Below are 26,001 nucleotides of genomic sequence, written 5' to 3'. Positions count from 1 at the left end.
TCGAATCATGAAAAAATTTCAAACCTTGGATTCCTCTTGCGTGCCTATGCAGGTGGAGGATGTAGATACAGATCAAATTATCCCGGCTCGATTTCTGAAAGCCACAACCCGAGAAGGTTTTGGCGAAAATCTATTCAGAGATTGGCGGTATCATCCGGACAATACGCCCAAAGAAGGATTTGTCCTTAATGACGCTACCTATAAAGGAGATATCCTGGTAGCAGGGAAAAATTTCGGTTGCGGTTCCAGCCGCGAACATGCTGCCTGGTCTCTGGTAGACTATGGCTTTAGGGTTGTGGTCAGCAGCTTCTTCGCAGATATTTTCAAAGCCAATGCCCTCAACAACGGACTTCTTCCTATTCAGGTGTCCGAGGGTTTTCTGGGGAAAATATTCGCAGCTATAGAAAAGGACCCCAATACCCAAGTGCATGTAAATCTTGAATCTCAAAGCATTCGATTGCAAGAGAGTGGGGAAGAGGAGAGTTTTGAGATCAGTGCCTATAAGAAAAAATGCCTGATGGAAGGCCTGGATGATATAGATTACCTGATCAGTCTGAAAGATCAAATCAAATCCTTTGAACATAATCAAATAGCTTTTACTTAAGTTAAAAAGAATCACTCACATGAATAAGTCTATTGCCGTACTTGCTGGGGATGGAATCGGACCCGAAATTATCAAAGAAGCGATCAAATGCCTGGAAGCTGTCGGTCAGCGTTTTGGACACAGCTTTAGTTTTTCTTCAGCATATGTTGGAGCAGCTGCGATCGATGAATGCGGAGATCCTTTTCCACAAGAAACCCTGGAAGTTTGCCTGAATGCGGATGCAGTCCTTTTTGGTGCCATTGGAGATCCCAAATACGATAATGATCCTTCCGCCAAAGTAAGGCCGGAGCAGGGATTATTAAGGATGAGAAAGGCTTTGGGTTTATATGCCAATATCAGACCGGTAAAAGCCTATGAAATCCTCGAAGAGGCTTCTCCACTCAAACCGGAGATTATCAGAGGAGTAGACTTTGTGATTATGCGGGAATTGATCGGTGGGATTTATTTTGGTGAACCCAGAGGAAGAAATGAGCAGGGAGATAAAGCTTTTGATACCATGGTCTATGATGTGGAGGGAATCAAAAGGATTACAGAGAAAGCTTTTGAGTATGCCTATAAGCGTAGAAAGAAACTTACGCTGGTAGACAAGGCTAATGTGCTGGCTACTTCCCGTTTGTGGAGGGAGTATGTTACGGCCTATGCAAAAGAGCATCCTGAGATTGAGTTTGATACCATGTTTGTGGATAATGCAGCAATGCAATTGATCCGCGATCCCAAGTATTTTGATGTAGTGCTTACCGGAAATATGTTTGGGGACATCCTAAGTGATGAAGCTTCCGTAATTACCGGTTCTTTGGGTACGCTACCATCCGCTTCAATTGGGGAGAAGACCTCTGTTTACGAACCTATCCATGGTTCTTATCCTCAAGCTGCTGGAAAAAATATAGCCAATCCTATTGCTACCATCCTATCCGCTGCCATGATGCTGGAATATGAGTTTGACATGGAAGAAGAAGGTAAGGCGATTAGAGAAGCTGTAGAGTATTCAATAGAGCAAAACTATACGACTTCTGATTTGGCCAATGGTAAACAAAGCACAACAGAAGTGGGAGACTTCATAGCTATGCGAATCAAAAGTGGAAGCCTGGAGGCGGTTTAATAATAACCCCTCATTTCGAAATCCAGGGTCTCATCCTGATAGGTGAGGCGCATACCGAAAGTGGAGAGCTCTGATACCTGATAGCTTTTTTCAGTTGCTTCAGAACCAAATTTCAAGAGAAGTTTGTCTTTCGCCTGGCTTTCCCAGTGCCCCTTATATTCGCTTGTATGATCTGATTCTTCCAGGCTCCAACTAAATTCTCCATTAGAGCCTAACTGAAGGAAGATCTGGAGATTATCTCCAAAATGGACCCATAAGCGATCTTCGCCAATCTTTTCTGATAAGGGAAGATTGGCGAAATGGCTTTTATACTGATCCTCTTTTACATATTTACCTTCAAAATAAACTCCATTTCCTGCTCCACAATCATTTCTACTCAGCTGCCGTGAAGAAAGGGTATCTCCCTGAAGACTATATACAATATGGCAGTAATCATCTGCCTCCTTTGGATCATCATAGAAGGACTCTTTGAGGGTAGCTATATTGCCTTCTATTTCAATAGTACCTGCCAAATCCCCTATATTCCGTCCATTAGTAGAGAAATGACTAAAGTGGAAAAGGTTTTCATCCAGCATGCGAATCTTCAAGATTCCGATTCCATCTGTCCAGCTACCTGCCCAGGGACTCTGGACCTTGTTTTTCCAGGCACGCACATCAATTTGGCTTAGGTCTACCGAGAATTGGTTCTTATTTCGACTGTCCTTCCATTCCCCATACATAAAATCTTCCAGAACTTTGCTATTCAAAGACCAGCTTCCTGTCTGCTTGTCAGAGGCATCATATTCTTTCATAAGAATCTTCTCTCCATCCAATTTGCCTTCCAGGCGTATGTTCTGTTTGAATTTGTCATAATAATATTTCCCACTGAGCTGCCCGTTTTCTTCCACAAGGTAAAGGGTAATGGGGTAGCGATGATTCAAACTCCCGATGTAAACTTTTGCCCCTTCAGCTAAGCTTTCCTCAATTTCTTCCGGGAATTCTGTTTCAATTGTTTCCGTAACTGTGGAACTTAGCAGGCTATCATTTTTGCTTGAAATTAGAGGGGATTCCTTTTTTGGGCCTGAGCAAGACAATAGGAATATTAGAGCAAATAGGTAGTAGTAAGTACTGCTTTTCATAGGTGATAAAGCTAAATCGAGCGAAAACGCAATTCCAGTATGCGTTCTTTAGTTTTTGATAGTTTTATTTCTTCTGAGATTCTAAAATCGATCAAGAGGCATATTTTTTCCTGATCTTCCATTAGAATGGCCTGTTCTTTCTTAGGTTGTGACCATTTGGAATCGATCATAATATCGCTGAGTTTCTTATGCTGCTTCATCCCAAGCGGTTTCATTTTATCTCCTCGGGATACTTTGCGGAAGTTTACAGGGAAGTTAAGTTCATCCAGGCTGAAATAATAGCTTCCTTTTTTACTAAAATCAGCCTCTTTAACTTCTTCCAGTACGATTTCCCAGTTTTCAAGCTGGAAGCTTTCTTTCCCTTGCCAACTTTCAATCCGATAATGTTTTTCTCCTGCATCACTTTTCTCTCCTTTCTGCAAAATAAAAGCTTTCCGATCTTTGATGATTTTGCCCTTAGCTGTAAGAATCATCTTGCCCGAAAGACTGTCCTTAAGTGCAAGGCTGTTCCAAAGATCATTTCCATGCAATCCCCAGTGTTTAAGCAGCAGAATCAGAACATGGGTTAATTGTTCCGAACTTAATTCCTCTTCTATTTCTTCCCAATTAAAATGATGAGGCGATTTCAGGCCCTTCGATAGATAATGGGCTGCATATTGATCCAGACTTTTTTTCTGATCCTGATACAAGCTTTCCTTCCTCAATAATTGTCCCCGAATTGAAGGGTTTATTTCTTCCAATAGAGGTAAAACCTGATTCCGAATTTGGTTTCTCAGATAGTCATTACTGTCATTGCTGATGTCAAGACTATAGGATAACTGAGCCTCCCTCAGGCCCTCCAGAATCTCGGTTCGGGATAGGTAGATCAAAGGCCTCACATACTTTTCCCGACTAATTGGGATTGCATGCAATACCCGATCTGCATTGCCCTTAAAGAGACTCATGAGTATAGATTCTACCTGGTCATCTGCATGATGAGCGATGGCACAATGGGAGATGTCATGGCACTGCATAAGCTCTTCGAAGAACTCATATCTGATTTCACGGGCGATTTGTTGCAAAGAATCGCCCGAATCTAACATTCGATCTTTGGGATTTTCTCTTTTAATATAAATCGGAACATTCCAGTCTTTCGCATAGGCATTGACCAACTCTTCTTCCTTTATGGAATCCAAATTCCGAAGTCCATAATTTACATGAGCTAAACTAATTCTGTAACCCATCGTATAAAGGAGAAAAGCTAAATAAACGGAATCTGGCCCACCGCTAATACCGATGAGTATTTGACCATTTTTGGGAATGGGGTGGTGTTTTTCCAGGCAGGTCAGGATCGATGTATGGTGCTTTTTCAGAACGGAAGAATACTTTGACACCGGCTTAATTTACGGATTGTATAGAATTTTATAGATATAAAAATACCAATTGTGAGGACATTTTCGCTATTAATCATACATATATGACCGAAATATACCTTTTGGAACAGAAATTGTCTTTTTATGCATCGGGTTGATGTGATAGCAAACAACATGAAACGATGAAGCATGGAAATAATAAAAAACAAACTCAGTAAATTTGCGCTAATTTTGGTATTGTGGGTGGGTTCAGTCAGCACAAGTTTTGGATTTGAGGGGACCTGGATTAATCAGAAATCAGTAATTCCTCAACTAAGAATCACGCTAGAAAGAAACAACATCCTCGTATCAGCCTGGGAAAATAATGAAGGTAGACTACGCTCCCTTGGAACAGTGAATGCAGAACTTGTACGTTCTGTCTCCAGAGTTCAGGAGATGCTTACGGCCACCTATCGTTTTTCCAATGGAGCCTTGAACATTCGGCTCATCCCTGAAGGGGACGACATGAGGGTAACCATCAAGGATGGCCTCAGAGAGAGCGAATACCTTTTCTACAAGAAAGAACCATTTGAAAGAGAAAAAAGTGTAGGCAGTATTTATGGCGAAATTCTTGGACCTGCCAAGAGCACAGCCAGTATTTTTCAAATTCTGCTATACGGACCGGATAATGGAAATAAACTGATCATGCGTAAGCCTTTGGGAAGAAACAAAGAATTTAGCTTTGAAGGTCTTCCGGATGGTACGTATTGGATGGTCGTGAAGGCAAGAGGAGTAACCAGAATCCTTCCTTTCCCCAGCGAAAAGAAGATCATCATCAAGAATGGTGAGGCCATCAATCAAAATGTGGAATTAAAGTAAGCAAGATATAAATGTTAATTTGTAGCCCGTCCTTAAGGATGGGCTATTTTTTTACTTGAAATTTTCCAGAAATGGATGTTGGTTTGGGCGCAGTAGCATTTAAGGATGCAATCAGCTAATCAATAGATGCTATTATTCTATAAACTCACATGAGTCGACGTTATATACAGGGCCTGATTTATCTGCTTTCAGACTTCCTCTCCACTTATGGAGTGTGGCTCTTTTTTGTCCTATTGCGTCGAGAAACTCTGGAGGGATATAGTTTCCTTGAATTTCAACAATATATCAATGCAGCAGTGATCAGCACAGGCTGGCTATTTCTGTACGCTTTTGCTGGCCTGTATCACAAACCTTTGCGGAAGTCGCGCATGGCAGAATTGATCCAGGTATTTAAATACACCCTTATTGGTGTGCTGGGCCTCTTCTTTGCTTTCTTTCTGGATGATCCAATCCCGCCCGAAAACCCCTCTTTGCAAAGAATTCTCCTGATGACTTATATGGGTTTTCAATTTGGAGCAGTTGCGGGTCTGAGATTCATCATAACCACCATTACCAGTATCCAGATCCGCCGTCGTATACTTGGTTTCCCAACCCTTTTGATTGGGAGTGGGAAAGAAGCGAATAAGATTTTTGACGAGCTACAAGGCATGCGCAGAGGCCTTGGCTATGATTTCAAGGGATATATTTCTATCAATGGAGATGAAAGCGATTTAGCAGGGAAATTGAAGCATTTTGGGAAACTGGATAGGCTAGGGGATGTAATAAGAAATAGAAAAATTGAAGAAGTAATCATTGCCCTTGATGAATCGGAATTAAAAAGGGCGAAGGAAATTATTCCCATTTGCGAGAGCAGCGGAGTCTATATCAAAGTGGTTCCCGGTACCTATGACTATATCATGGGGAGTGTAAAAGTCTCTCATATTTTAGGAGCTCCTCTGATAGAGGTGTACCCTCAAATGATGAAGACCTGGGAGCAGGTAGCCAAGAGAATCTTTGATGTCTTTGCCTCCTTTTTTGCCCTGCTAATCCTGAGTCCTGTGTATATGCTGATCGCCTTTTTGATAAAAACGGACTCCAGAGGACCTATATTTTTTAAGCAGGAGCGCATAGGAAAATCGGGTAAACCCTTCTTCATTTACAAATTTCGAAGCATGCATGAGAATGCTGAGAAAATGGGGCCCGCTTTATCCAGTGATGATGACCCCCGGATTACGCGCATGGGAAAATTTCTGCGGAAAACCCGCCTGGACGAATTGCCTCAGTTCTGGAATGTATTAAAGGGAGAAATGAGTATAGTAGGGCCACGTCCGGAAAGACAATTCTATATAGATCAAATTGTACAACTTGCTCCCCATTATATTCATTTACATAAGGTGAGACCTGGTATTACTTCCTGGGGGCAGGTAAAGTATGGATATGCTTCGAATGTGGAGGAAATGGTGCAAAGACTAACCTTCGACATACTTTATCTCGAAAACATGTCCATAGCTCTGGACTTTAAAATACTATTGTTTACAGTAATTGTAATGATAGAGGGGAGGGGGAAGTAAGAGGAAATCAGGGATATAAAATTTCTTTCAAGCGATTCTCAACGATCATATCCCGATTCTTTTTTCGTCTGTATATCTCATTCTGCACCAAATCAATCTCTTCTTTAATTTCTATCAGATCGTTGAATTTGTCGATGTTTTGATCTCTTTTACTGATTTTTTCGAGCTCCTCTTCCAGTTGAATGATTTGATTTTCTCTTTTTTCAATGTTCAGATCGAATAATTGAAAAAGGTAGCTTTTGCATTGTGCTTCTATGAGTTTTCGATCCTTTTCTTCTGTTTCGCCAAAGAGTTTGATCGCTACATTCAGTTCGGCTTCAGTTTTTGCAAACTTTTCCTCAAAGCTCATAGGCTGAGCTGACCTTTCTTTAAGGCGCTTGTTTTGCTCAACCGCATTGGAGTCTTGCTGTGCAAAGACAGGAAAGTAAAGCAAGCAGAAAGAGAGATAAAGAAAATACTTCATGATCCTGTGTAATGCAGATCGTGTCAGCCACAAAGTACAATTCCCGTGCCTGCTTCACAAATAAGCTTTCGTGAATGGTAAGACTCTCTAATTAAATAGTTTGGAATAATGAAATCCCGGTCTCGACTTTTTAGTCAAGCCAGGTTTGGTGCTCTGCAACTTCCTGATTGCAAGGCTTCTGTTGGATGGTGTCGGGCTCTGTAGGATTGTCGAGGGGACTCAAACTTAGGCCCAGATAAAATATTAAAAAGGACGCCAGCATCATGAGTTTTCTCCCATCGAGAATTTTGCTGTAAATCCACCCTCTTAAATAGCGCTTCATAGTTTTCGTATTAAGGGATTTCTATTATCTACGCAATTAAAGGCATACGGTTTCTCTACTTTAACGATTTCTCAGTCTTTATAGGCGGATTTTGTATAAATCTTTTCAAATAAAAGATGATAGAAAATGCTATAAAACTAAGTCCTATATTGGGATAGCAAATGAAAAAAATAGGCACAATAAAGAAAAAGACAGGAAGATTCCTGAAGAAGAAATGGGGAAGGAGCCCTATACGCGTCTGGCATACAATGCTGGGGCTTATTTTTGTCGCCTATCTCCTCTCCCTTCCCAAACCTTTATTCAAAGACCCTACATCCACTGTCATTCTGGATCGAGAAGGGAAACTCCTGGGTGCACGGATCGCCAAGGATGGTCAATGGCGATTTCCTCCTATGGATAGTGTGCCGAATAAATTCAAATCTGCGATTTGCACCTTCGAAGATAAAAGATTCGATTACCATCCGGGCGTGGATCCTATGGCGATCTTTCGGGCGATTTGGTTGAACCTAAGTAGTGGTGAAATCAAAAGTGGAGGTTCGACCCTCAGTATGCAGGTGATAAGATTGTCCAGAAAAGGAAAAAGGAGAACGCTTTGGGAAAAGTTAAAAGAGATTATTCTGGCTACCAGGCTGGAATTGAGGCATTCGAAAGAGGAGATTTTGAATATGTACGCTACCTATGCTCCATTTGGAGGCAATGTGGTAGGCCTGGAAACAGCAGCCTGGAAATATTATGGACGAAAGGCAGAGGATCTCTCCTGGTCAGAAACCTGTACCCTGGCGGTTCTCCCCAATGCTCCCGGTCTGATACATCCGGGAAGAAATCGAGATAATCTCCTGAAGAAACGCAATTTCCTGTTGGGACAATTGCTGGAGGATGGCTTGATTGATAGCCTGGACTGGGAACTGGCACTTTTGGAAGAATTGCCGGAAAAGCCCTTGCCTTTGCCCAGATATAGTCCGCATTTACTGGAGAGAATCCATCAGGATCGATTGAGAACTGAGGAAATTCATTCCATTAAAAAGACGACCATTGATCGACAGATTCAATTGAGGACAAATGAAATTGTTCGCCGACATCACAATCATTTAAGTCAATCCGGGATACACAATCTGGCTGTCCTGGTATTGGAGGTGGAAAGTGGAGATATTCTATCGTATATCGGAAATGCGCCTTGTAAGAATGATCGAAATGGCTGTGCAGTTGATATCGTTTCTTCCGCTCGCTCAACGGGTAGTATTCTCAAACCCTTTCTCTATGCAGAGATGCTGGATGAAGGAGAGCTGCTGCCTGGTACCCTGGTTCCGGATGTCCCTTCATTCTTTGGAGGATTTACCCCCAACAATTTCAACCGAAGTTATGAGGGAGCCATTCCCGCTAAAAAAGCCCTTGCCCGTTCGCTCAATGTTCCGATCGTCCACATGCTTAAAGAACATGGGGTAGATCGTTTTCAATCCGAATTGAAAAGCATGGGCATGAGAACCCTTCATCGACCTGCTGACGACTATGGCTTGACCCTTGTTCTTGGAGGTGCAGAAGCAAACCTCTGGGATTTGGCAGGTATCTATGCCTCCATGGCCCGCAGCTTAAAAACCCATACCTATTATGGTGGGAAGTATAATCCCTCTGATTTTCATCCTCCCAATTTCCTGCTTGAAAATACCCGAACAAGATTGGCGCAGGAAGATTTTGATCAGTTGGAGGAAGGCTCTTTGCTGACTGCTTCTTCAATCTACCAGACCTTTGAAGCCTTGATTGAAGTTAGTAGACCTAATGTTGACAATTTCTGGCAGCAGTTTTCCTCTTCTCAAAAAATTGCCTGGAAAACAGGAACCAGTTATGGATTTCGAGATGCATGGGCAATTGGAGTAAGGCCTGAATATGTTGTAGCAGTATGGGTGGGGAATGCAGATGGAGAAGGAAAACAAGGTATAGTAGGAGCCGTCTCAGCAGCACCTATCATGCTGGATATCTTTGATGCCCTGCCTGCCTCAGAACCCTGGTTTGAGCCTCCCTATCAGGAGATGTCTTATGTTCCCCTATGTAAGCAGAGCGGCCAGCGTCTGGGGCTCTATTGCACCGATGCAGATAGTACTTGGATTACGTCTGCAGGTCTGTCCTCAGATGCTTGTGCTTATCATCAGATGGTAAACCTGGATCCTACGGGAAATTATCGGGTGCTAAGCGCCTGTGAAAAGCCCTTGAATATGGTACAGAAGTCCTACTTTGTGCTGCCACCCGTTCAGGAAAGGTATTACAGGAGAAACGATCCTTCCTATGAGGTGCTTCCTGCGTATAGAAGTGATTGTGAGGCCTCTATTGCAGAAAACACCTCCTCCAATCCCATGCAAATTATTTATCCTTCTCGTAGAGCAAGTTTACTCATCCCCGTTGATTTAGATGGGAAATTGAGTAGTACTGTTTTTGAAGCCGTGCACTCCGATCCAAAAGCGATTGTTTATTGGCACCTGGATGATAAGTATATGGGGAAATCCGTAGAAAATCATGAACTCTCCTTAAGGCCTGTCCCGGGCAAACACAGGCTTACTTTGGTTGATGATAAGGGCTTTACTTTGAGTAGAAGCTTCGAAATCATTGAAGAAGAAAGCTGAAAAGTATGTAAGGTTTTCTTATTTCTTTAAATTTTTGGCCGATTTATATACTGAGTAATTATTCAAAAAATCCGAACATTTCTCTCGTAAGGAAATTGGAGAAATCAAAGGAAAATAAACAGGCCTAACTTCTTGTTGGCAACTTGTGTTGATTTATTTCAGGAAATAGTAATTTTATTAACTATTTGCGAAGATGGGTTAATTGATTGTAAACCATTGGCTTATAGGAAATTGTTTTTCGCTCTTATGGAAGTGCTGAATTTACTTCTTTTTAGATATTGCGAAAAATGAAATAAGTATTCAAAAAATACCAAAATATTCATATGTAATAATACTTCGGATTGATCCGTCTTTTTCACTCAATGTTAGAATGTAAGAAAAGTAGTCTGAATTGAAATTATTTCGTACAAGGTAAATTGCCTCAATATTTCCTAATTTAGCTGCGTAAGAAATATTAATTACACCCGTGTTCAGATCTTTACATAATACACCAATCTGGGGAACATTGCAGATTGGGTCTGGGGAAAAAACGGTAGGAAAAGAATTGTGGTAGCTAAGGCGAAGGTTTTGTATTATTGCTCATGTGTTTAATTCTCTTCGCCTACCACCAACATCCAGCATATCCACTCATCCTGGCTTCTAACAGAGATGAGTTTTTAGATCGCCCTACAGCACGCATTCACAGGTGGAATCAGGCTCCCATCCATGCAGGGAAAGACTTAAAGGCAGGAGGGACTTGGATGGGGGTTTCGAGCTCCTCCAAATGGGCAGCACTCACCAACTATCGAGAAGGTTTACAAGAAAAAAAACAGGCACCCTCTAGAGGTGCACTGGTCGTTGATTATTTGCTCAATGAGCAAACTCCTGACTTATACGCGCGTAAAGTTCAGGAAAGGGCCAATTTATATAATGGCTATAATCTCCTCCTGGGTTACAAAGAGGAAATTTATTACCAATCCAACCGATCAGATCAAGCTCAACAGCTAAAGCCAGGAATTTATGGCCTTAGCAATCATTTACTCAATACTTCCTGGCCTAAGGTTGATAAAGGGAAAGCAGCTTTGGAAGAAGTCATCCAGAAAAAAGAACTGGATAAAGAAGCCCTCTTTCATTTATTGATAGATAAAAATTTGGCGGCGGATGAAATTCTGCCCGATACAGGTATTCCTTATGAATGGGAAAAAATGCTTTCGGCTATGTTTATCGAAAGTCCTAATTATGGGACGCGAGTTTCGACGATTTTATTGATGGACAGGAAGGGGAGGATGTATGTAGAGGAAAGGTCCTATAAGCCAGAGGGAGATTCGATCTCTTTTGAGATTGAAAGCTGATCTAGAGAAGATGATTTATTTCTAACCTTAAACAAAGCTGCCATCCCGACCATCGTGGAGGGACCTTATCTTTATTTATTTAATGATGCATGCTGTCTGGGCACGTATCTCAGACCACTCGGCAGGATTGTGATAACAATGGGGTTTTGAGTGAACTAACTCCCTAAAGAAAAGGGCTGATCTTTCGACCAGCCCCGCAACTTATTCTTCTTTATCTTCTTTCGGAACAAACTTCAGTGGTTCAAGCTTCTGGCGCTTAAGGCCCTTATTGATCTTACTGAGGCTCTCAGCCCGAATTTCATCAAAGCTTTTAATCGCAGCTTCAATTTCAACCGAAATATCCTCTAAAGCCTGAATCTGAGAAGCCGTAGGTCTACCTGTATAACCACTAATCCCACCGTATACAGTAGATAGCTTTTCTCTCAAGCGTACCTCTCCCGTAATACCTCCGCTTTTGGTTGCGACCAGGGTTTTCCTGAGGCTATTCAAATCCGTCTGAAAGCTCTTTAGGCTTTCCTTGAACTTTCCTTTTTTCAGTTTCTCCAATCTTTCCCCTGCCTGTATCTCCAAAGCCTGAATATGCTCAACAGCATCTGCTAGGCTTCCCAGCAATTCATACGAACGAAGGACCGCATCGTAATTGGCCTGAAGGTCCTCAGCTTTATGTGGAGAGCGTGGATCAAAAATCAGCTCCGCTTCTGTTGTAAAGCTTTCTTCTCCTTTGGTCAATTTGATGGTATAGGTGCCTGGGGCTAAGGAAGGACCAAATGCGGCTCCGATACTCAGGCCTTCTCCTTTCGGAATTTTGGGGGCTTTCCTGCGCGTATTCCAATACACCCGGTTGATTCCCTTTCTTTTTCCCGAAGGAACTTTCTTTACCAAATTCCCTTCCTGGTCAAATACTTCTATAAAAAGATCTCCGAAGATGTGCCTCTTTTTCAAGTAATAGGTAACAACTGCATTATTGCTGGGATTTTGTCCCGTAAACTCATCATCACCCGGGAAACTTTGGCCCATGATTCTAGGTCCAATTACATAAGGTTTGGAAGGCAGAAAGGCCATGTCTTGCTGAATGATCTCTTCATTTAAGGCTCTTAAAGATGTAAGGTCGTCGATGATCATAATGCCTCTACCATGTGTGCCCAAAATCAGGTCGTGCTCACGCGGATGTATGGCCATGTCTCTGATTGATACCGGAGGAATAGAACCTCCAAAGGGTGTCCATACTTTACCTTCATCAATACTCACAAACAAGCCCTGCTCTGTACCGAGGAAAATCAGATTTTTAGAAACAGGATCTTCTTTGATTACGTGGGCATGTCCTTTGATATTTTTATCGACCAATGAAGTCCAGCTTTTACCCATATCCCTGCTTACATATACATAAGGAGTTTTGTCTCCATTTCTATGTCCGTCCAGGGTTACGTAGCACACATTCTTATCGTAATGCCCGGGTTCAACAGATGAAACCCAGGTATTAGGTCCAGGGCCTTCTATATTGGATATAAGGTTGTTCCAGCTTTTCCCACCATCAGTAGTCAATTGTAAATTGCCGTCATCCGTACCTACCCATATGATATTCTCATCGAGAGGAGATTCAGCAATAGCGAAAATACTACAATGGTTTTCGGCAGTCGAATTATCTATCGTCAGACCTCCGGATTCTTCCTGCTTTTGTTTCTCGGGATCATTGGTGGTGAGATCAGGGGAAATGCGTTCCCAACTGTCTCCTCGATCTTTGGAGCGATAGAGGTACTGGGCTCCCAGATAAAAGTTGCCCTGATTTGCCTGCCCAAATACAAAGGGCGTATTCCAATTGAACCTTAAGGGGACTTTACTATCTGCAGAAAAGGGCTTGATGGATTTAGATTCTCCAGTTTTTGCTGATCTTCTATTGAGATTTCCTCCTTGAGATTCCCAGAAAATATTGTCCTGATTCAGGGGATCGACCAATACATTGAATCCATCTCCGAAACCTACTCCTTTCCAATCGGCATTCATGATTCCTCCTCCGCCAAATCCATTTCCGCTGGTTCTGGAAGGACCAGCCCAGGAACCATTGTCCTGCAATCCTCCATAAACATTGTAGGGAAAGGCGAGGTCATAACTTACTTTGTAAAATTGAGATACCGGAAGATTGCGGACGATGCTCCAGGTTTTGGCTTTATCCACACTTCTATAGACGCCTCCATCCGTACCCAGATATAAAAACTCATTATCATTTGGGTCTATCCAGATGGCATGATGATCGCTATGTACACTGGCGATGGTAAGGCCAGGTGCCGCCCAACTTTCTCCTTTATTATCACTCACTGATAAACTTGTACCGGGTTTGTATAAACGAGCACTGTCTTGAGTATCCGGGATAAGGAGAGAGAAGTAGAAGGGGCGATTGCTCATAGCTGGATTGTCTGAAATCATGCTCCAACTTTCTCCATCATCTTCTGAAACCCATAAGCCCGACTTTTCAGCTTCAATGGCTGCGTAGGTATAATGAGGCTCAACCGGAGAAACGGCAATAGCAATTCTTCCAATCGTTCCATCCGGGAAGGAATCGGATTCAATTTTAGACCAGCTATCTCCACCATCTTTGGTATGAAATAAGCCACTGCCTGGACCTCCGGAGCGAAAATCATAAGCTCTTCTACGGAAATCCCACATAGTGGCATAGATATGATTGGGGTCTTTGGGGTCGATGGCCATGCTGGCTGCTCCTGTATTGTTATCTACATACAAGACTTTTTCCCAGGTCTTGCCGCCATCTTTGGTACGGTATACCCCTCTTTCTTCGCTGGCATTCCAGAGATTACCCAGGGCTGCTACATAAACGGTATTGGGGTCTTCAGGGTGAATGATAATTTTTGCGATGCGCTCAGTTTCTTTGAGCCCCATGTGCTTCCATTTCTCGCCCCCATTGGTGGTTTTATATACACCATCTCCAACAGAGGTGCTATTACGTGTCCAGGGCTCTCCTGTACCTACCCAAACAGTATCCGGATGATTCTGATCAATGCAAATATTTCCAATTGCCTGGATATGTTTGTCGAAGACTGATTCGAAAGTCGTTCCTGCATTTTCACTTTTCCATACTCCTCCGCCTGCAGCACCCACCCATACGACTCTTCTATCCGCGTGGAGGGCATCTATAGTGGTGATACGGCCACTCATTTTGGCCGGTCCTATATGACGAGCTTCTATAGCTCCAAAGGTGTTTTTACTTAGTCGAACGGGTTTTTGGGCGTAAAGGGATTCTGTAGATAGAAAAATCAGAAATACCCATAGCCCCAGGGAAAGGCCAAATCTTTTCATTTTTGCGTGTGTAAGCGTTAGAAGAAAGGGATAAAAAATCAGGCTGTCCAAAGGAATTTCCTTGTAGACAGCCTAATGATATCTTAAGAAAGATTAATTGTTGGATTCAAAGAGGCTTTCGTCTACTTCTTCGTCCAGCTTGATATCTTCGAAAATCATTTCCATCATGGCCTGCCCGTTTGCACGAACTTCCATAGAGTGTGGGAAAGGAATTCCGTTTACTTCTTTGTAGTTGCTTAGGAAGATCTCTGCTTCAACTTCCTGTCCTTGCATGTTTTGGATAACATCCATCTTGATGATGATGTAGCTATCCTGGTCAAGGTGCATGAAGAAAGAGTCTCCTGTGCCTTCCTGAGGAATAATTTTCAGTTTATAAGTTGGAGAACCTTCAACTTCGTCTTCTCCAACCAGTTCAACTCCATATCCTTTTTCTTTGTGGTTGTAAAGGATACCCTCGATATAAGACTGCTGCTTCATTTGCTCGATCTGTTCCTCTGGAATTGGCTGAGGATCTGGTCCAGCCATAGGATTGATCATCCATCCACTTTCGCCATCAAATACCTGCACAAATGCATTTCCTTGAAAATCCATCTCTGTGCGACTTTTGTTAGGGCGAAGCTGTACCATGTCATAGGCCATTTCCATTTGGCCACCCATCATGATCATTTTACCTGAAGATTTTACAGATTTGATCTTCATTACGTCATTTATTGCCATTGCTTCAAAATGGCCTTCGAGGATTTCTTCCAGATCTTGTGCATTCAGGGAAGGAGTAATTCCTACAATGATAGTTGCCAGTAAACCGGCGATAATTGAAGTTAATCTATTCATGTTGTTGATTTAAGAATATGTTCTATAGCTATTAGTCTATATGAACGTCAGATTATTACGATTTATTCAAGATTTTTTGCGAAAAATAAGGAGAATGCAGCTGCAAGCATACTCCCAAATGCTGCCCAGAATCCAATCCCTGCCATTCCAAAGAAATTCAGGGGTGTTTCGACATCGGGACCAAATAAGGCCTGCGCGGATTCAGCAGACATAAAATAAAAGGATGCCCAGGCAATCCCGAGAGATAGCAGGGTTAAAAATATGCCATTGCTATATTGCTTTCCTCTTAAAGCTTTGAGCATGTATCCGAGAAAGAATAAGAGGAAAATGGCCGGAAGTGCAAGGGTGAAAAACGCACCGGCTACCGTAGCATAATCCTGGGGTTGATTTATGCTCTTAGTCAAATTCCAGGTCGCATTCCAAAATCCATTACTCTCTGCATATTCATAGGTCCCGGTCGCATTTGCAGCTACCTGACCATAGTTATAAGCACTTACCTGCATCTGGGAGTCCAGGAGATAATCATTGTTGAAAAATGGGAGGAAAAGGGAACCCAGACCTGCCAGTGCTGCTATAAATAGAAAGATTCTGTCGAGTTTCATAAGAGCTTATTGGGGTTTCTTTTTTCTTTATGACAACCTAAAGAGCCTAATGTCTCAGTATAGGTTTAAACAAAGAAGTCTTTTTTTGCCTGAAAATGAAAAAAAATGACTGCAAGCATAAAAAAGCAGGAATAGATTAAGCTCTATTCCTGCCTGATATTATTAGACGAAATGTTTATACGAGTGCAGCGGAGTCTTCCTCCTGACTGTCTTCATCATATGGTTGTCCATATCCGTTTCCATTTTCATGTCCATTCCCATTTTGTGGGTAATCCATCTCTTCAATCTCGGCTACTACTTCTTCAGTAGCTTCATCTTCATCAATGTTCAGGTTTAACTTTTCTGCCAACCAAATGTTCAATTTCTGAACGAGGTAGTAAGCAACCGGAACGTAGATCAGGGTGATAAATGTAGCGAAGGATAAACCAAATATGATAGAGTAGGAGAAAGGCTCCCAGAAGGCAGAACTATCTCCTCCAAAGAAAATCTGTGGATCTAAGCTGGAGAATAGAGTGCCAAAGTTCATGTTGAATGAAATAGCTAATGGAACCAATCCCAATATGGTGGAGGAAGCAGTCAGGAGTACCGGAGTAAAACGAGTCGTTCCTCCTTCAATTACCGCTTCTTTCAAGGGCATGCCTCGTTTTCTCAATATCTGGATAAAGTCGAGGAGGATGATACCATTGTTAACCACGATACCTGCCAATACCACCATACCCATACCGGATAGTGTTACCGAGAACTCCATTCCTAATAATGCATGTCCGAGTAAAACTCCCACACAACTCAGGATTACCTGGCTGAGGATGATAAGTACATTTCCAAAGGAGTTGAACTGGGTAACAAGGATCATGAAGATCAATATGATAGCGACTAGAAATGCACCTCCCAGAAAAGCTCCATCTTCTTCCATGTCCTTGGTTGTACCTCCCACTTCAATATTGACACCTTTTTGTCCTCTATTGGCTTTTTCAAAAGCACTAACCCAGTATTCTACTTCGGCCGTAACCTCAGCTGCATTATATTCTGTTAGAACATTAGAGGAGATGGTTACAGCTTTTTCCAGATCAGAACGGTTGATCCCCCCATAACTGGAGGAATAGCCCACCTCGGCAATCGCAGAGATCGGTACTGCTTTGTGCTGTCCATCCGCCATATCCATGTAGCGGATATTCATATTCATGAGGGCATCCAGGCTGTTTCTGTATTTCTTGTCCAAGCGGAGCATGATAGGGTAATCATCTTCCTGGTCCCTGAATTTGGAAACTTCTTTACCGAAGAGAGCTGTACGCAGAGCCATACCGACTTGCCCACTTCTGATGCCCAATTCACTGGCCTTTTGTCGATCTATATCTACTAAAAGCTCTGTCCGATTACCATCTGCATCCCATTTGAGTTTTTCAACTCCGGGGACATTAATAGAGTCCAGGTAGTTGAAAAGGTCGGTACTGACAGCCGTCATATCTTCAAAATCCTCAGAAGTAATTTTTACTTCTACTGGAGCTGCTCCCGGAGGTTCATTAGAATCCTGGGCAACGGTGATTTTCGCACCAGCAATGCCCTTGGTTTTTTCACGGATCTCCTGAAGAATATCGCGGGTAGATGCATCTCCTCTTTCTTTAATGTTGACGAACTCTACGGTGATTTTTCCCTTGTGAGGACGAGAGGTGTTTTGGTCGAAAGAATTGGGATCACCCGCACCAATTGCCACATTGGTAATGACGGACTTGACAATAGGATTGTCTTTTCCAATTACCTCATAGACCCGCTTCTCCAATTCTCTAGTAATATCATGCGTCAGTTCAATATTGGTTCCGTTGGGAAGCTCATTGAAAACGTAAATGACGTTAGGTTCAGTTTTGGGGAACTGGATGAATTTGATTCCTGCTCCCCCTACATAAACGATCGTACCGATAACGAAAAAGAGGGTTCCTGCTACAATCATTCCTGGCTTGGCGATTGTAAAGCCCAGGAGTTTTCGATAGGCATTTTTGATCCGAGGTATCAAATTCTCCTGGAAAGCCCTGATCGCATGTCTCAAGACAAAATGATTCAGGAGGATAAATCCTGCCATGAAGAACATAAAGTTGCCCATACTGATTGCTGAGCCCAGGTGAAAGAGAATACCTAATACTACTGCTACTCCTGTGTAGGTAAAGATGCGCTTATTGCTCGTCCCTTTATTGCCTTCATTGGGGCGCATGAAAGTAACCGCGAAAACCGGGTTGATGACATAAGCCACAAAGAGAGAGGCAAAGAGGGTAATGATCATTACTACGGGTAAGAAGCCCATGAATTCACCGACAGCTCCCGGCCAGAAGAGTAGAGGAAGGAAAGGACAAACCGTAGTTAAAGTCCCCGCGAATACCGGTCCGATTACCTCACCTGCTGCTTTCTTGGCTGCTAGTTTGATCGGTAGTTTCTCTTCATTTAATATTCGATAGGTATTCTCAATTACCACGATGGCATTGTCCACCACAATTCCCAGTGCCAGAATAAATGAGAATAAAACGATCATGTTCAGGGTATAGCCCAAAGCCGGTAAGGTGGTAAAGGCTATAAAAGAGGACAAAGGAACAGCCAAACCTACAAACAAGGAATCTCTTACCCCCATAAAGAACATCAATACGATGGTTACAAGAATGAATCCAATGATGATGGTATTGGTCAGCTCTGAGAGGAGATTTCTCGTCATCATGGAAAGGTCTACCGAGATGGTAACTTTCGCATTATCCGGGAATCTGTTTTCCTCCAGGTAGTCAATCTTATCTTTGATCTGATCGGCCGCAGAAACGAGGTTTTCACCAGCCTTCTTAATTACGTTGAGGGTAATTACAGGCTCTCCGTCCAAACTCGCATAACTTTCTCTTTCCTTAAAGCCGTCTTTTACCTCAGCGATATTTTTGAGATAGGTGGTGTTTCCTTTATCTGAACGTATAACCAGGTTCTGGATTTGTTCAACTGCTGTAAACTCTCCATTTAACCTGACTGCCATTTTCTGATTATCGATATCCAACTCACCCCCTGAGATAATCACATTCTCTCCGGCAATGGTTTGCTCGATATTGCCCATGGTAACTCCCACTGCCTCCATTTTGTAGAGGTCCACATCAATCTGAATCTCACGGGTAGGAGCTCCAACTATATCCACACGCAAAATCTCTGTCAAAGACTCAATTTCGTCCTGTAATTCCTCTGCATATTTCTTCAGGGTTACATTGTCGTAAGGGCCTGATACATTGAGGAACATAATGGGAACCTCAGAGAAATTGATATCTAATACCTGGGGCTCATTGGGTAAGTCGCTGGGTAGTTCTGCTTTCGCACGATCTACGGCTTCCTGTACATCGGCCTTGGCTTTAGGGATTTCTACATCGGTTTCAAATTCGACGAAGACAGAAGAGAAATCCTGGAAGGAAGTAGAGTTGATCTCTTTCACTCCTTTAATGCCTTTGATTTCTTTCTCCAACTTACGTGTTACGACTGTCTCAATATCCTCGGCAGAAGTACCAGGGTAAGGAGTAGAGACGTAAATCACTGGCCAGCTAACCTCCGGATAGTTCTCCTTGGGAAGAAGGTTGAAGGAAACCAGACCCGCCACCGTTATCACTATTGCCAGGAGGAATATGGTCACCCGGTTATCAATAGCCCAACTGGAAATGGGAAATTCTTTAAATTTTTTATTCATGATCCAAGTTTCCTTAGTTGTTAGCTAAACTTTCTTCGAATACTACTTCCTGACCATCGCTGAGGTCTTTGTAGCCTATGGTAACCAGTTTGTCGCCTACGGCCAATCCTTCTTTCACCAAAACCTCTCCCTCAGCACTCAGGCCTAACTGGACATTCTTCCTTTTGCTCAACCAGTTTCCTTCTTCATTCTTTTCCACGATATAGACGAACTGCCCTACATCCGTTTGCTGGATAAGTTCAAGGGGAATTACTATGGCTTCATCTACCGTTTGATCATTAACTGATATCTCTCCGAACATATTCGCTTTGAATAGGCGATTGTTGGGAAGCTTGACTTCTACTTTGAAGGTTCTGTTATTTGGATCGATGGATTGACCTACAGCGGTTACTTTTGCTTCCGTTTCCATATTGATGGTGGGGAAACTTACTTTCACTTTATCTCCTCTTTTGATGTAGGGCAAATGAACTTCTGAGAGGTTGGCTTTTAAACTGAGGTCGCTGGCATTCACGATACGGAAAGCCGGATAGCCAGGACTGAGCATCTCGCCCACTTTCGGCATAATCTCATCAACTACTCCTGAGATAGGAGCATAGATTTTACTCAGTTTCAATTGCTCCTTCAAGGTTGCCAAACGGCGCTCCAAAGATTCTTTCTGATTCTTGGCAGTCAAGTATTGAACTTCAGTTCCGATTTCCTGTTCCCAAAGCTTTGATTGTTTGTTGAACATGATTTCGGCCAATTCCAGAGAAGACTTCAGTTCATCTATAGAACTTTGCATAACGGCATCGTCCAATTGAGCCAGCAGAGCTCCTTTTCCTACAGACTGTCCTTCTCGAACATAAATAGCCGTGATTCTCCCTGGCTGCATGGCGCTAACCATGATGTTCTTATTAGCTTCTACCTGTCCCTGCACTTTTACAAAGTGCTGGAATTTGGAATGAGCGAGATCCAGGGTATTCACAGGAATACGACGAACCTGATTGGCCATTTCGGGATCAAGGCTTGCAATCTCTGATTGAAGCTGATCGATCTCTTTGTTCAAAGCGATGAGTTCTTTTTTCTTCGCTTCGAGAACGGCCTTCTTGCCTTCCAATGTCTGGGGCTCTCCGCTTGAGCAGGAAATAGCGACCATCGCGAGGAAGGGGAGTAACAATAGGGAATGTATAAACTTTGTCTTTTGCATTTTATGTTGGATGTATGATGTTCTTAATTATTCAGCAGTTCTGTATCGGGCAAACTCTCCGGTACTTCTTTGCAATTCTATTTTGGCCATGAGGTATTCAAATACACCGCTAAGGTAATTTGACTCGGCTTGTTTCAATTGAGTTTCCGCATCATTCAATTCAAGGCTGGAACCTACTCCTTCTTTGTATTTGATTTGGCTTACATCGAATACTCTTTTTGCCAGATTTCGCGTACGTTCCAGATTCTCGAGTTTGTTAAATGAGTTTAGCTCCTGTGCCTGGGCATTCTTGATTTCCAGCTTGATGGAGTTGCGCATGATGTCGCTGTAATTTTCCATCTGCTTGATCTGATATCTGGTTTGAGAGATTTGACTCTTCTTTCTGAATCCATCAAAAATGGGAACATTCAAGCTCACTCCGATCACAGAAATCGGGAACCAGGGAGCGGATCCATCAAAAAAGTTGAACTCACTTCTTTGAGCATTCCACTGATAGGAGGCAAATCCATTCAAACTTGGAAGGTAGCCATTTCTGTATCGCTGAAGATTGAGTTGCTGAAGTTCAATCTGGGATTGAAGGATGTCGTATTCAATTCTGAGTTGAGGGTCGAAACCTGCTCCTAAATCTGCAAGGGCTGGAGATTCAAGTGCCTCACTCATTTTCTCCGTAAGCTCAATACTTTCATCTACTGGCATTCCCATCTGGAATTTTAGCATATCCTTACTCAGGGCTACCAGTCTTTCCAGATTTGTTTTTTCAAGCATCAAATTGTTGTAGCTAATCTGCAATCTGTCCACATCAATTTTTTCCACGAATCCTTCAGTGTTCAAGGCTTTGGTTTCATCAAACAACTTCTTCAGCCTTTCCAGATTCGCATTGATCAGGTTGAGATTTTCCTCTGCAATCATGGCCTGATAATAAGCCTTGCTCACTGCAACTGCAGTTTCTTCCTGACTTCTGTGGAGGTCTTTGCGACTTACTTCCTGCAAAGCCTTGGCTGCCTTTATTCCGGTAAAATAAGTCCCATCGAAAATCAACTGATTTAAATTAAAACCAGCTGTTGACTGCCAGGGAAAACCAAAGGCAACTTCAACTTCCTCTCCGGGAATGGGTTGGAAGGTTTCAGGATCCAGACGAGTCAGCGGATAAGGCTGCCCGTCTATCGTAACGATGTCTACAGTAGGATTGAATAAACCGGGAAGGATTTGAGTAGGAAGCTCTGCAAAATACTGCAAATCAAGACTTGCATTGACCTGGGGCAAACCTAAGGAAAGGTATTCCTTTACCTTGGCTTTGGCGATGTATTCTTCAAAACGTGCATTTTGAATGTTCTTGTTGTTGTCTAATGCATACTGAATACTTTCTTCCAGGCTATAGCTTTGTGCACGCAAAGCCTCTGGAGGGAGAATAGCCAGTAGGAGAATAACAAAGGGATATATAAGATTAACTCTCATTACTATATAGTGGTGTTAAAAATTCGTTTAGTCATTTTGTGTGCGAGAAGAAATAGGTTTGCTATGGCGAATCTTCTTCCTGGGAATAAGGGGAAGGAAGGTTTCCAGGAGCTCACGGCCTCTGTCAGTGACGATTCCATACATAAAGAGAAAGAACAACTCGATCTGAACTTCCCAGATGTCGAAAACATTGGGAGGAAAGAGTTTTTCCTGCAGGGTGGCCATAAACTGTGATACCCGAATTCTCGCAACGAGATCGGGATCGATATTTTCTCTATACAGACCTTCTGCAATTCCACGGCTCAGGTTGTCATTCAATTTCTGTAGGACAAAATCCCCGATATAAGCTTCATGTATTTCGAAAGATTTGGGATAATACTTATTCACCTCATACATGAGGCGAGGAGACATATTTTCCAAAGTTTTGGCTGTCCATATGCAGATCTTTACCAGTTCATCTATCGCATTCTCGGCTATCCCTTCAATGTGTTCAATCTCCGCTCGTTCGGCCTCGAAATAGGCTTGGGTTACTTCATAAACAATGGAAGCCTTATTGTCAAAATACTGGTAAATGGTTTTCTTGGAGATCCCAAGATCTTTGGCTATTTCATCCAGGGTAATGCTTTTTACTCCGTATTTCAGAAATAGGTCTCTAGCGTGTTGCAAAATGCGCTCTTTCGCGCTCATAGGGTAATTGATCTTTTATACTTCGGAAACTCTGAACATTTCCAAAGTTTCCATGTCTGCAAATTAAACGGATCAGCCGCTGAAAAGTTGGGATTTTTTTAAAAAAATATAAGCTGAGGAAAAAGATCAGAATTATATATAATTGAATTAAATTATAACACTGTTATTGTATTTCGCCTAAATGACTAAGAGCCAATGAGTTCAAAAGGCTCTTGTTCATAGATTAAATGGTTTGTAAATCTAAATAGAGTAGGGGAGAAAAAATGATTTAAAGGGCTTTGGCAAAACGCTTCATACCACCAAGCATATGTCTTTTTACCTGATTATCCATGCCTCTTAATTGTCCAGACATCACCAGACTCACATGTCCATGCATCATGGCCCACCAATTGAAAAAGAGTTCATCAGTATCGGCAGAGAATAGGTGGATTTGCTTCAAAACTTCGGCAATGGATTTTCCCGTATCCTTTAAGGCTTCGGTGGAGGGTGGGGTAGAGCGGATGCCATCCAGATTGAACATCACTTGATAATACTCGGCATTCTTAAAGGCCCAATCCCAAAAGGTGGAGGAGATAGCTAATAATTGTTCGACGGGATCAGACTGAGACTCCCGGGCTTCTTCCAGGGCGTATTTTAGTTGGCGGAAGCCTTGTGATTCCAATTCAATGAGAATAGCTTCCTTGTTTTTGAAATGCTCATATATCACCGGTGGGGTGTAGGCAATGATAGCCGCAATTTTTCTAATAGAAACTTTTGGCCATCCATCTTCTATAGCGAGATCACGGGCAGCTTTGAGAATAGCTGCTTTCAATACTTCGATCTCTTTTAATCTACGTTCTTTATGGGGTTTAATTTTTTCCATTTATAAAATTTCTAACGGTGTTATGCTAAAATCATGATTTATTTTTAGAATTCAAAATTTGCCTAAGAGAAAAGGCCAACCCAAATGGGCCGGCCTCCTTTATTTATATGTTTTTCTTCTTAAGAAGAAGGGTAATTTCTGATTACTAAATGTCTAGCATTTATTTACCAATGATTTTGATCAGGTCACCTTTTTTCACCGGGCTATTTAATTCCATTCCATTTAGAATGGCCAATTCCTTCATTTTTGTAGAGGGAATTTTATAGTAGGAGAGGGCTGACTGCAAGCTTCCGTTGCTAGCGACAGGTTTTACAAAGATCTTTTCAGGTGTCACATTGATCTTGGATTGATCTGTGAGCACTTTGAAATTCTCCTGAGTGGTTTTGAAAAGGTTCATGTAACGGGCATAATCATTATATGCACTCAATCCATGCAGTAAGTATACCAGGCCATTATATTCAATGGCATAAGTAGATACCCTAAGCTTAGCTACATAGCCTTGTGGCGTAGGATTATAGCTGGATCCGCCGCTGGGTCTGGTATTTGTGCTTCCCCCTGTATTACCTGTGCTAGGTGTGGGTTTGCTACTTCCTGTATTACTACTTGGTGTGCTACTTCCTCCGCTACCTGTACTTCCTTTAGGCGCTTTTTGGCCTTCAGAAAGGGTTCCGCTAGGGCTTTTACTGGAAGGAGTTTTAGAAGATGTTGTAGTCGTTGAAGTGCTGGAAGGAGTTTTGCTCCCGGTACTTCCTTTGGTATTCGAACTCATGCTTTGCTGAGGACGAGCTGCTTGTTGACTTGCAGCAGAGGTCTGTTGTTCATCTACCTGATCAGAAATTACCGCAACTACCTTCATCCCGTTTAGGTTCAGGTTGCGAGTATCTACCAGGCGGAGTTTATTATTCGTTACGAACTTCTGCGCAGCTTCCTGGGCTGTTTTTTCCTGAGCTACTTGTAAAAGCATCAGGGCCTTTCCATCTTCTGGAGCCATTTGGACCTGCTGAGGAGAGTTAACTGTTTTCCAGTTGCGAGGAACCGGATATTGGAATTTGAGTTCCGGATGGTAGAAAACAAAGTTTTCTACATATCCCTGGCGAGGATCTTCTCCATACACCAGACCGTCCAACATTTTTAAATACTCATTTCTTCCTTCTCTATAGCTAGTTCTGCTGGAATCTTTGGCTTGCCATTCTTTGGTGAGTTCTCCCACTTTTTCGTAGCGATTCAGAGGATCGGGATGGGTTGACATAAATTCCGGCAAACGTTGTCCACCTGCATTTTCGGTAAGCCGATGAAGTGTTCCAAAAAAGTTGGACATATGCTGGGAATCGTAACCAATTTTTGTACTGTATTCTACTCCTAACTGGTCCGATTGACTTTCATGATCTCTTCCAAACTTGAGAAAGAGTAATTGCATTCCCTGCATGGCCTGGTTGGCATATTGTCCTAGTTCAGGAACCAATACCAGGCCTGCGATAAGTCCTATGGATCCCAGGGTTTGCTTGGTGTATTGTTTAGCGGAATGCCGGGCCGTAACGTGCCCTATTTCATGTCCCAATACGCCCGCAAATTCGGCTTCATTGTTGAAGTGAGCCATAATTCCACGGGTGAAGTAAACATAGCCCCCTGGAACGGCAAACGCATTTACAACGGGTGAATCCAGAATTTTGAAATTGAATTCAAGTTCTGGCATATGCGAAACCCTGGCCATTTGCTGGCCCTTTTCATTTATGAAAGCCTGTAATTGGTCATTTTCATAGAGACCAAAACTTGCTACGATCTGTGGGTCGGATTGTTTGCCTAAAGCCAGCTCTTGAGCTGGAGACATAAAGGAAATTTCTTTTTTACCTGTAACCGGATTCCTGGCACATGAGCTAAGGAAAACAGCAAGGATCAAAAAGAAGGCATAATAGGTGAATTTTCTCATGATCTAAGCTAGATGTGGTTAGCTGCAAACAGTTTTTGCTTGCTTTGTCCCCTTGGGACGCCTTTTTGCTACGAAAGTAACAGTAAATCCGAATATACGATTTATGTTTTATATGCTATTTGTGTTTACGTGTTCATAAATCTAA

At 42.5% G+C, this 26,001-nt stretch carries 19 protein-coding genes; 6 read left to right on the top strand and 13 right to left on the bottom strand.

The genetic code is table 11. From position 1 onward, the window contains the following. Positions 1 to 7: 7 nt before the first annotated feature. Entirely contained in the window at positions 8 to 604 is a 597-nt protein-coding gene (leuD, locus tag R8P61_11450; GenBank protein MDW3647674.1) for a 3-isopropylmalate dehydratase small subunit, read from the top strand. A gap of 19 nt (positions 605 to 623) precedes the next feature. Then, the gene (gene leuB, locus R8P61_11445) at positions 624 to 1,703 is read left to right on the top strand and encodes a 3-isopropylmalate dehydrogenase (GenBank protein ID MDW3647673.1); all 1,080 of its coding nucleotides are present in this window, start codon (positions 624 to 626) and stop codon (positions 1,701 to 1,703) included. Here the strand turns inward: leuB and R8P61_11440 are convergent. Beyond that, positions 1,700 to 2,821 carry a hypothetical protein gene (locus tag R8P61_11440; GenBank protein MDW3647672.1) on the bottom strand — a complete coding sequence of 374 codons (1,122 nt, stop codon included), beginning with the start codon at positions 2,819 to 2,821 and terminating at the stop codon, positions 1,700 to 1,702. The two genes, leuB and R8P61_11440, sit on opposite strands and share 4 nt — an antisense overlap. A gap of 11 nt (positions 2,822 to 2,832) precedes the next feature. Beyond that, positions 2,833 to 4,194 carry a tRNA lysidine(34) synthetase TilS gene (tilS, locus tag R8P61_11435; GenBank protein ID MDW3647671.1) on the bottom strand — a complete coding sequence of 454 codons (1,362 nt, stop codon included), beginning with the start codon at positions 4,192 to 4,194 and terminating at the stop codon, positions 2,833 to 2,835. 168 nt (positions 4,195 to 4,362) lie between these two features. On the opposite strand from tilS, the gene R8P61_11430 reads away from it, so the two are divergent. Continuing rightward, a complete protein-coding gene (locus R8P61_11430) occupies positions 4,363 to 5,031 on the top strand; it encodes a hypothetical protein (GenBank protein ID MDW3647670.1) in 669 nt (222 codons plus the stop codon). A 149-nt stretch (positions 5,032 to 5,180) separates the two neighbouring features. After that, a complete protein-coding gene (locus R8P61_11425) occupies positions 5,181 to 6,581 on the top strand; it encodes a sugar transferase (protein ID MDW3647669.1) in 1,401 nt (466 codons plus the stop codon). Between the two features lie 7 nt (positions 6,582 to 6,588). Here the strand turns inward: R8P61_11425 and R8P61_11420 are convergent, their stop codons facing one another. Both R8P61_11420 and R8P61_11415 read right to left on the bottom strand, forming a co-directional pair. Then, positions 6,589 to 7,044: a hypothetical protein gene (locus R8P61_11420; protein MDW3647668.1), complete on the bottom strand. Its 456-nt coding sequence runs from the start codon at positions 7,042 to 7,044 to the stop codon at positions 6,589 to 6,591. A 130-nt stretch (positions 7,045 to 7,174) separates the two neighbouring features. Next, positions 7,175 to 7,366: a hypothetical protein gene (locus R8P61_11415; GenBank protein MDW3647667.1), complete on the bottom strand. Its 192-nt coding sequence runs from the start codon at positions 7,364 to 7,366 to the stop codon at positions 7,175 to 7,177. Positions 7,367 to 7,527: 161 nt separating this feature from the next. Between R8P61_11415 and pbpC the strand changes: the two genes are divergently transcribed. Both pbpC and R8P61_11405 read left to right on the top strand, forming a co-directional pair. After that, complete coding sequence (gene pbpC / locus R8P61_11410) at positions 7,528 to 9,978, top strand: penicillin-binding protein 1C (GenBank protein MDW3647666.1); 2,451 nt, start codon at positions 7,528 to 7,530, stop codon at positions 9,976 to 9,978. Between the two features lie 581 nt (positions 9,979 to 10,559). Further along, positions 10,560 to 11,309 (top strand): NRDE family protein, encoded by a 750-nt coding sequence (locus R8P61_11405; GenBank protein ID MDW3647665.1) that lies wholly within the window; start codon positions 10,560 to 10,562, stop codon positions 11,307 to 11,309. Between the two features lie 201 nt (positions 11,310 to 11,510). Here the strand turns inward: R8P61_11405 and R8P61_11400 are convergent, their stop codons facing one another. From R8P61_11400 to R8P61_11360, 9 genes are all read right to left on the bottom strand, one after another. Beyond that, entirely contained in the window at positions 11,511 to 14,618 is a 3,108-nt protein-coding gene (locus R8P61_11400) for a glycosyl hydrolase (protein MDW3647664.1), read from the bottom strand. 93 nt (positions 14,619 to 14,711) lie between these two features. Continuing rightward, positions 14,712 to 15,449, bottom strand: a complete 738-nt coding sequence (locus R8P61_11395) for an outer membrane lipoprotein-sorting protein (protein ID MDW3647663.1) — start codon at positions 15,447 to 15,449, stop codon at positions 14,712 to 14,714. Positions 15,450 to 15,511: 62 nt separating this feature from the next. Then, positions 15,512 to 16,051, bottom strand: coding sequence for a hypothetical protein (locus R8P61_11390; GenBank protein ID MDW3647662.1), 540 nt, complete (start codon positions 16,049 to 16,051; stop codon positions 15,512 to 15,514). A 175-nt stretch (positions 16,052 to 16,226) separates the two neighbouring features. After that, positions 16,227 to 19,739, bottom strand: a complete 3,513-nt coding sequence (locus tag R8P61_11385; GenBank protein ID MDW3647661.1) for an efflux RND transporter permease subunit — start codon at positions 19,737 to 19,739, stop codon at positions 16,227 to 16,229. A gap of 13 nt (positions 19,740 to 19,752) precedes the next feature. After that, on the bottom strand, positions 19,753 to 20,925 hold the full coding sequence (locus R8P61_11380; GenBank protein ID MDW3647660.1) for an efflux RND transporter periplasmic adaptor subunit: 1,173 nt from the start codon (positions 20,923 to 20,925) through the stop codon (positions 19,753 to 19,755). Positions 20,926 to 20,952: 27 nt separating this feature from the next. Next, positions 20,953 to 22,380, bottom strand: coding sequence for a TolC family protein (locus tag R8P61_11375; protein MDW3647659.1), 1,428 nt, complete (start codon positions 22,378 to 22,380; stop codon positions 20,953 to 20,955). 27 nt (positions 22,381 to 22,407) lie between these two features. Further along, positions 22,408 to 23,067 (bottom strand): TetR/AcrR family transcriptional regulator, encoded by a 660-nt coding sequence (locus R8P61_11370; protein ID MDW3647658.1) that lies wholly within the window; start codon positions 23,065 to 23,067, stop codon positions 22,408 to 22,410. Between the two features lie 268 nt (positions 23,068 to 23,335). Next, positions 23,336 to 23,929, bottom strand: a complete 594-nt coding sequence (locus R8P61_11365; GenBank protein ID MDW3647657.1) for a TetR/AcrR family transcriptional regulator — start codon at positions 23,927 to 23,929, stop codon at positions 23,336 to 23,338. A gap of 160 nt (positions 23,930 to 24,089) precedes the next feature. Then, positions 24,090 to 25,856 (bottom strand): M48 family metalloprotease, encoded by a 1,767-nt coding sequence (locus R8P61_11360; protein ID MDW3647656.1) that lies wholly within the window; start codon positions 25,854 to 25,856, stop codon positions 24,090 to 24,092. Positions 25,857 to 26,001: the final 145 nt, after the last annotated feature.

Source organism: Bacteroidia bacterium, from assembly GCA_033391075.1.
Taxonomy (GTDB): Bacteria; Bacteroidota; Bacteroidia; order J057; family J057; genus JAWPMV01.
Note: the sequence above shows the minus strand (reverse complement) of the source record. Positions and strands in the feature narration are given on the sequence as shown.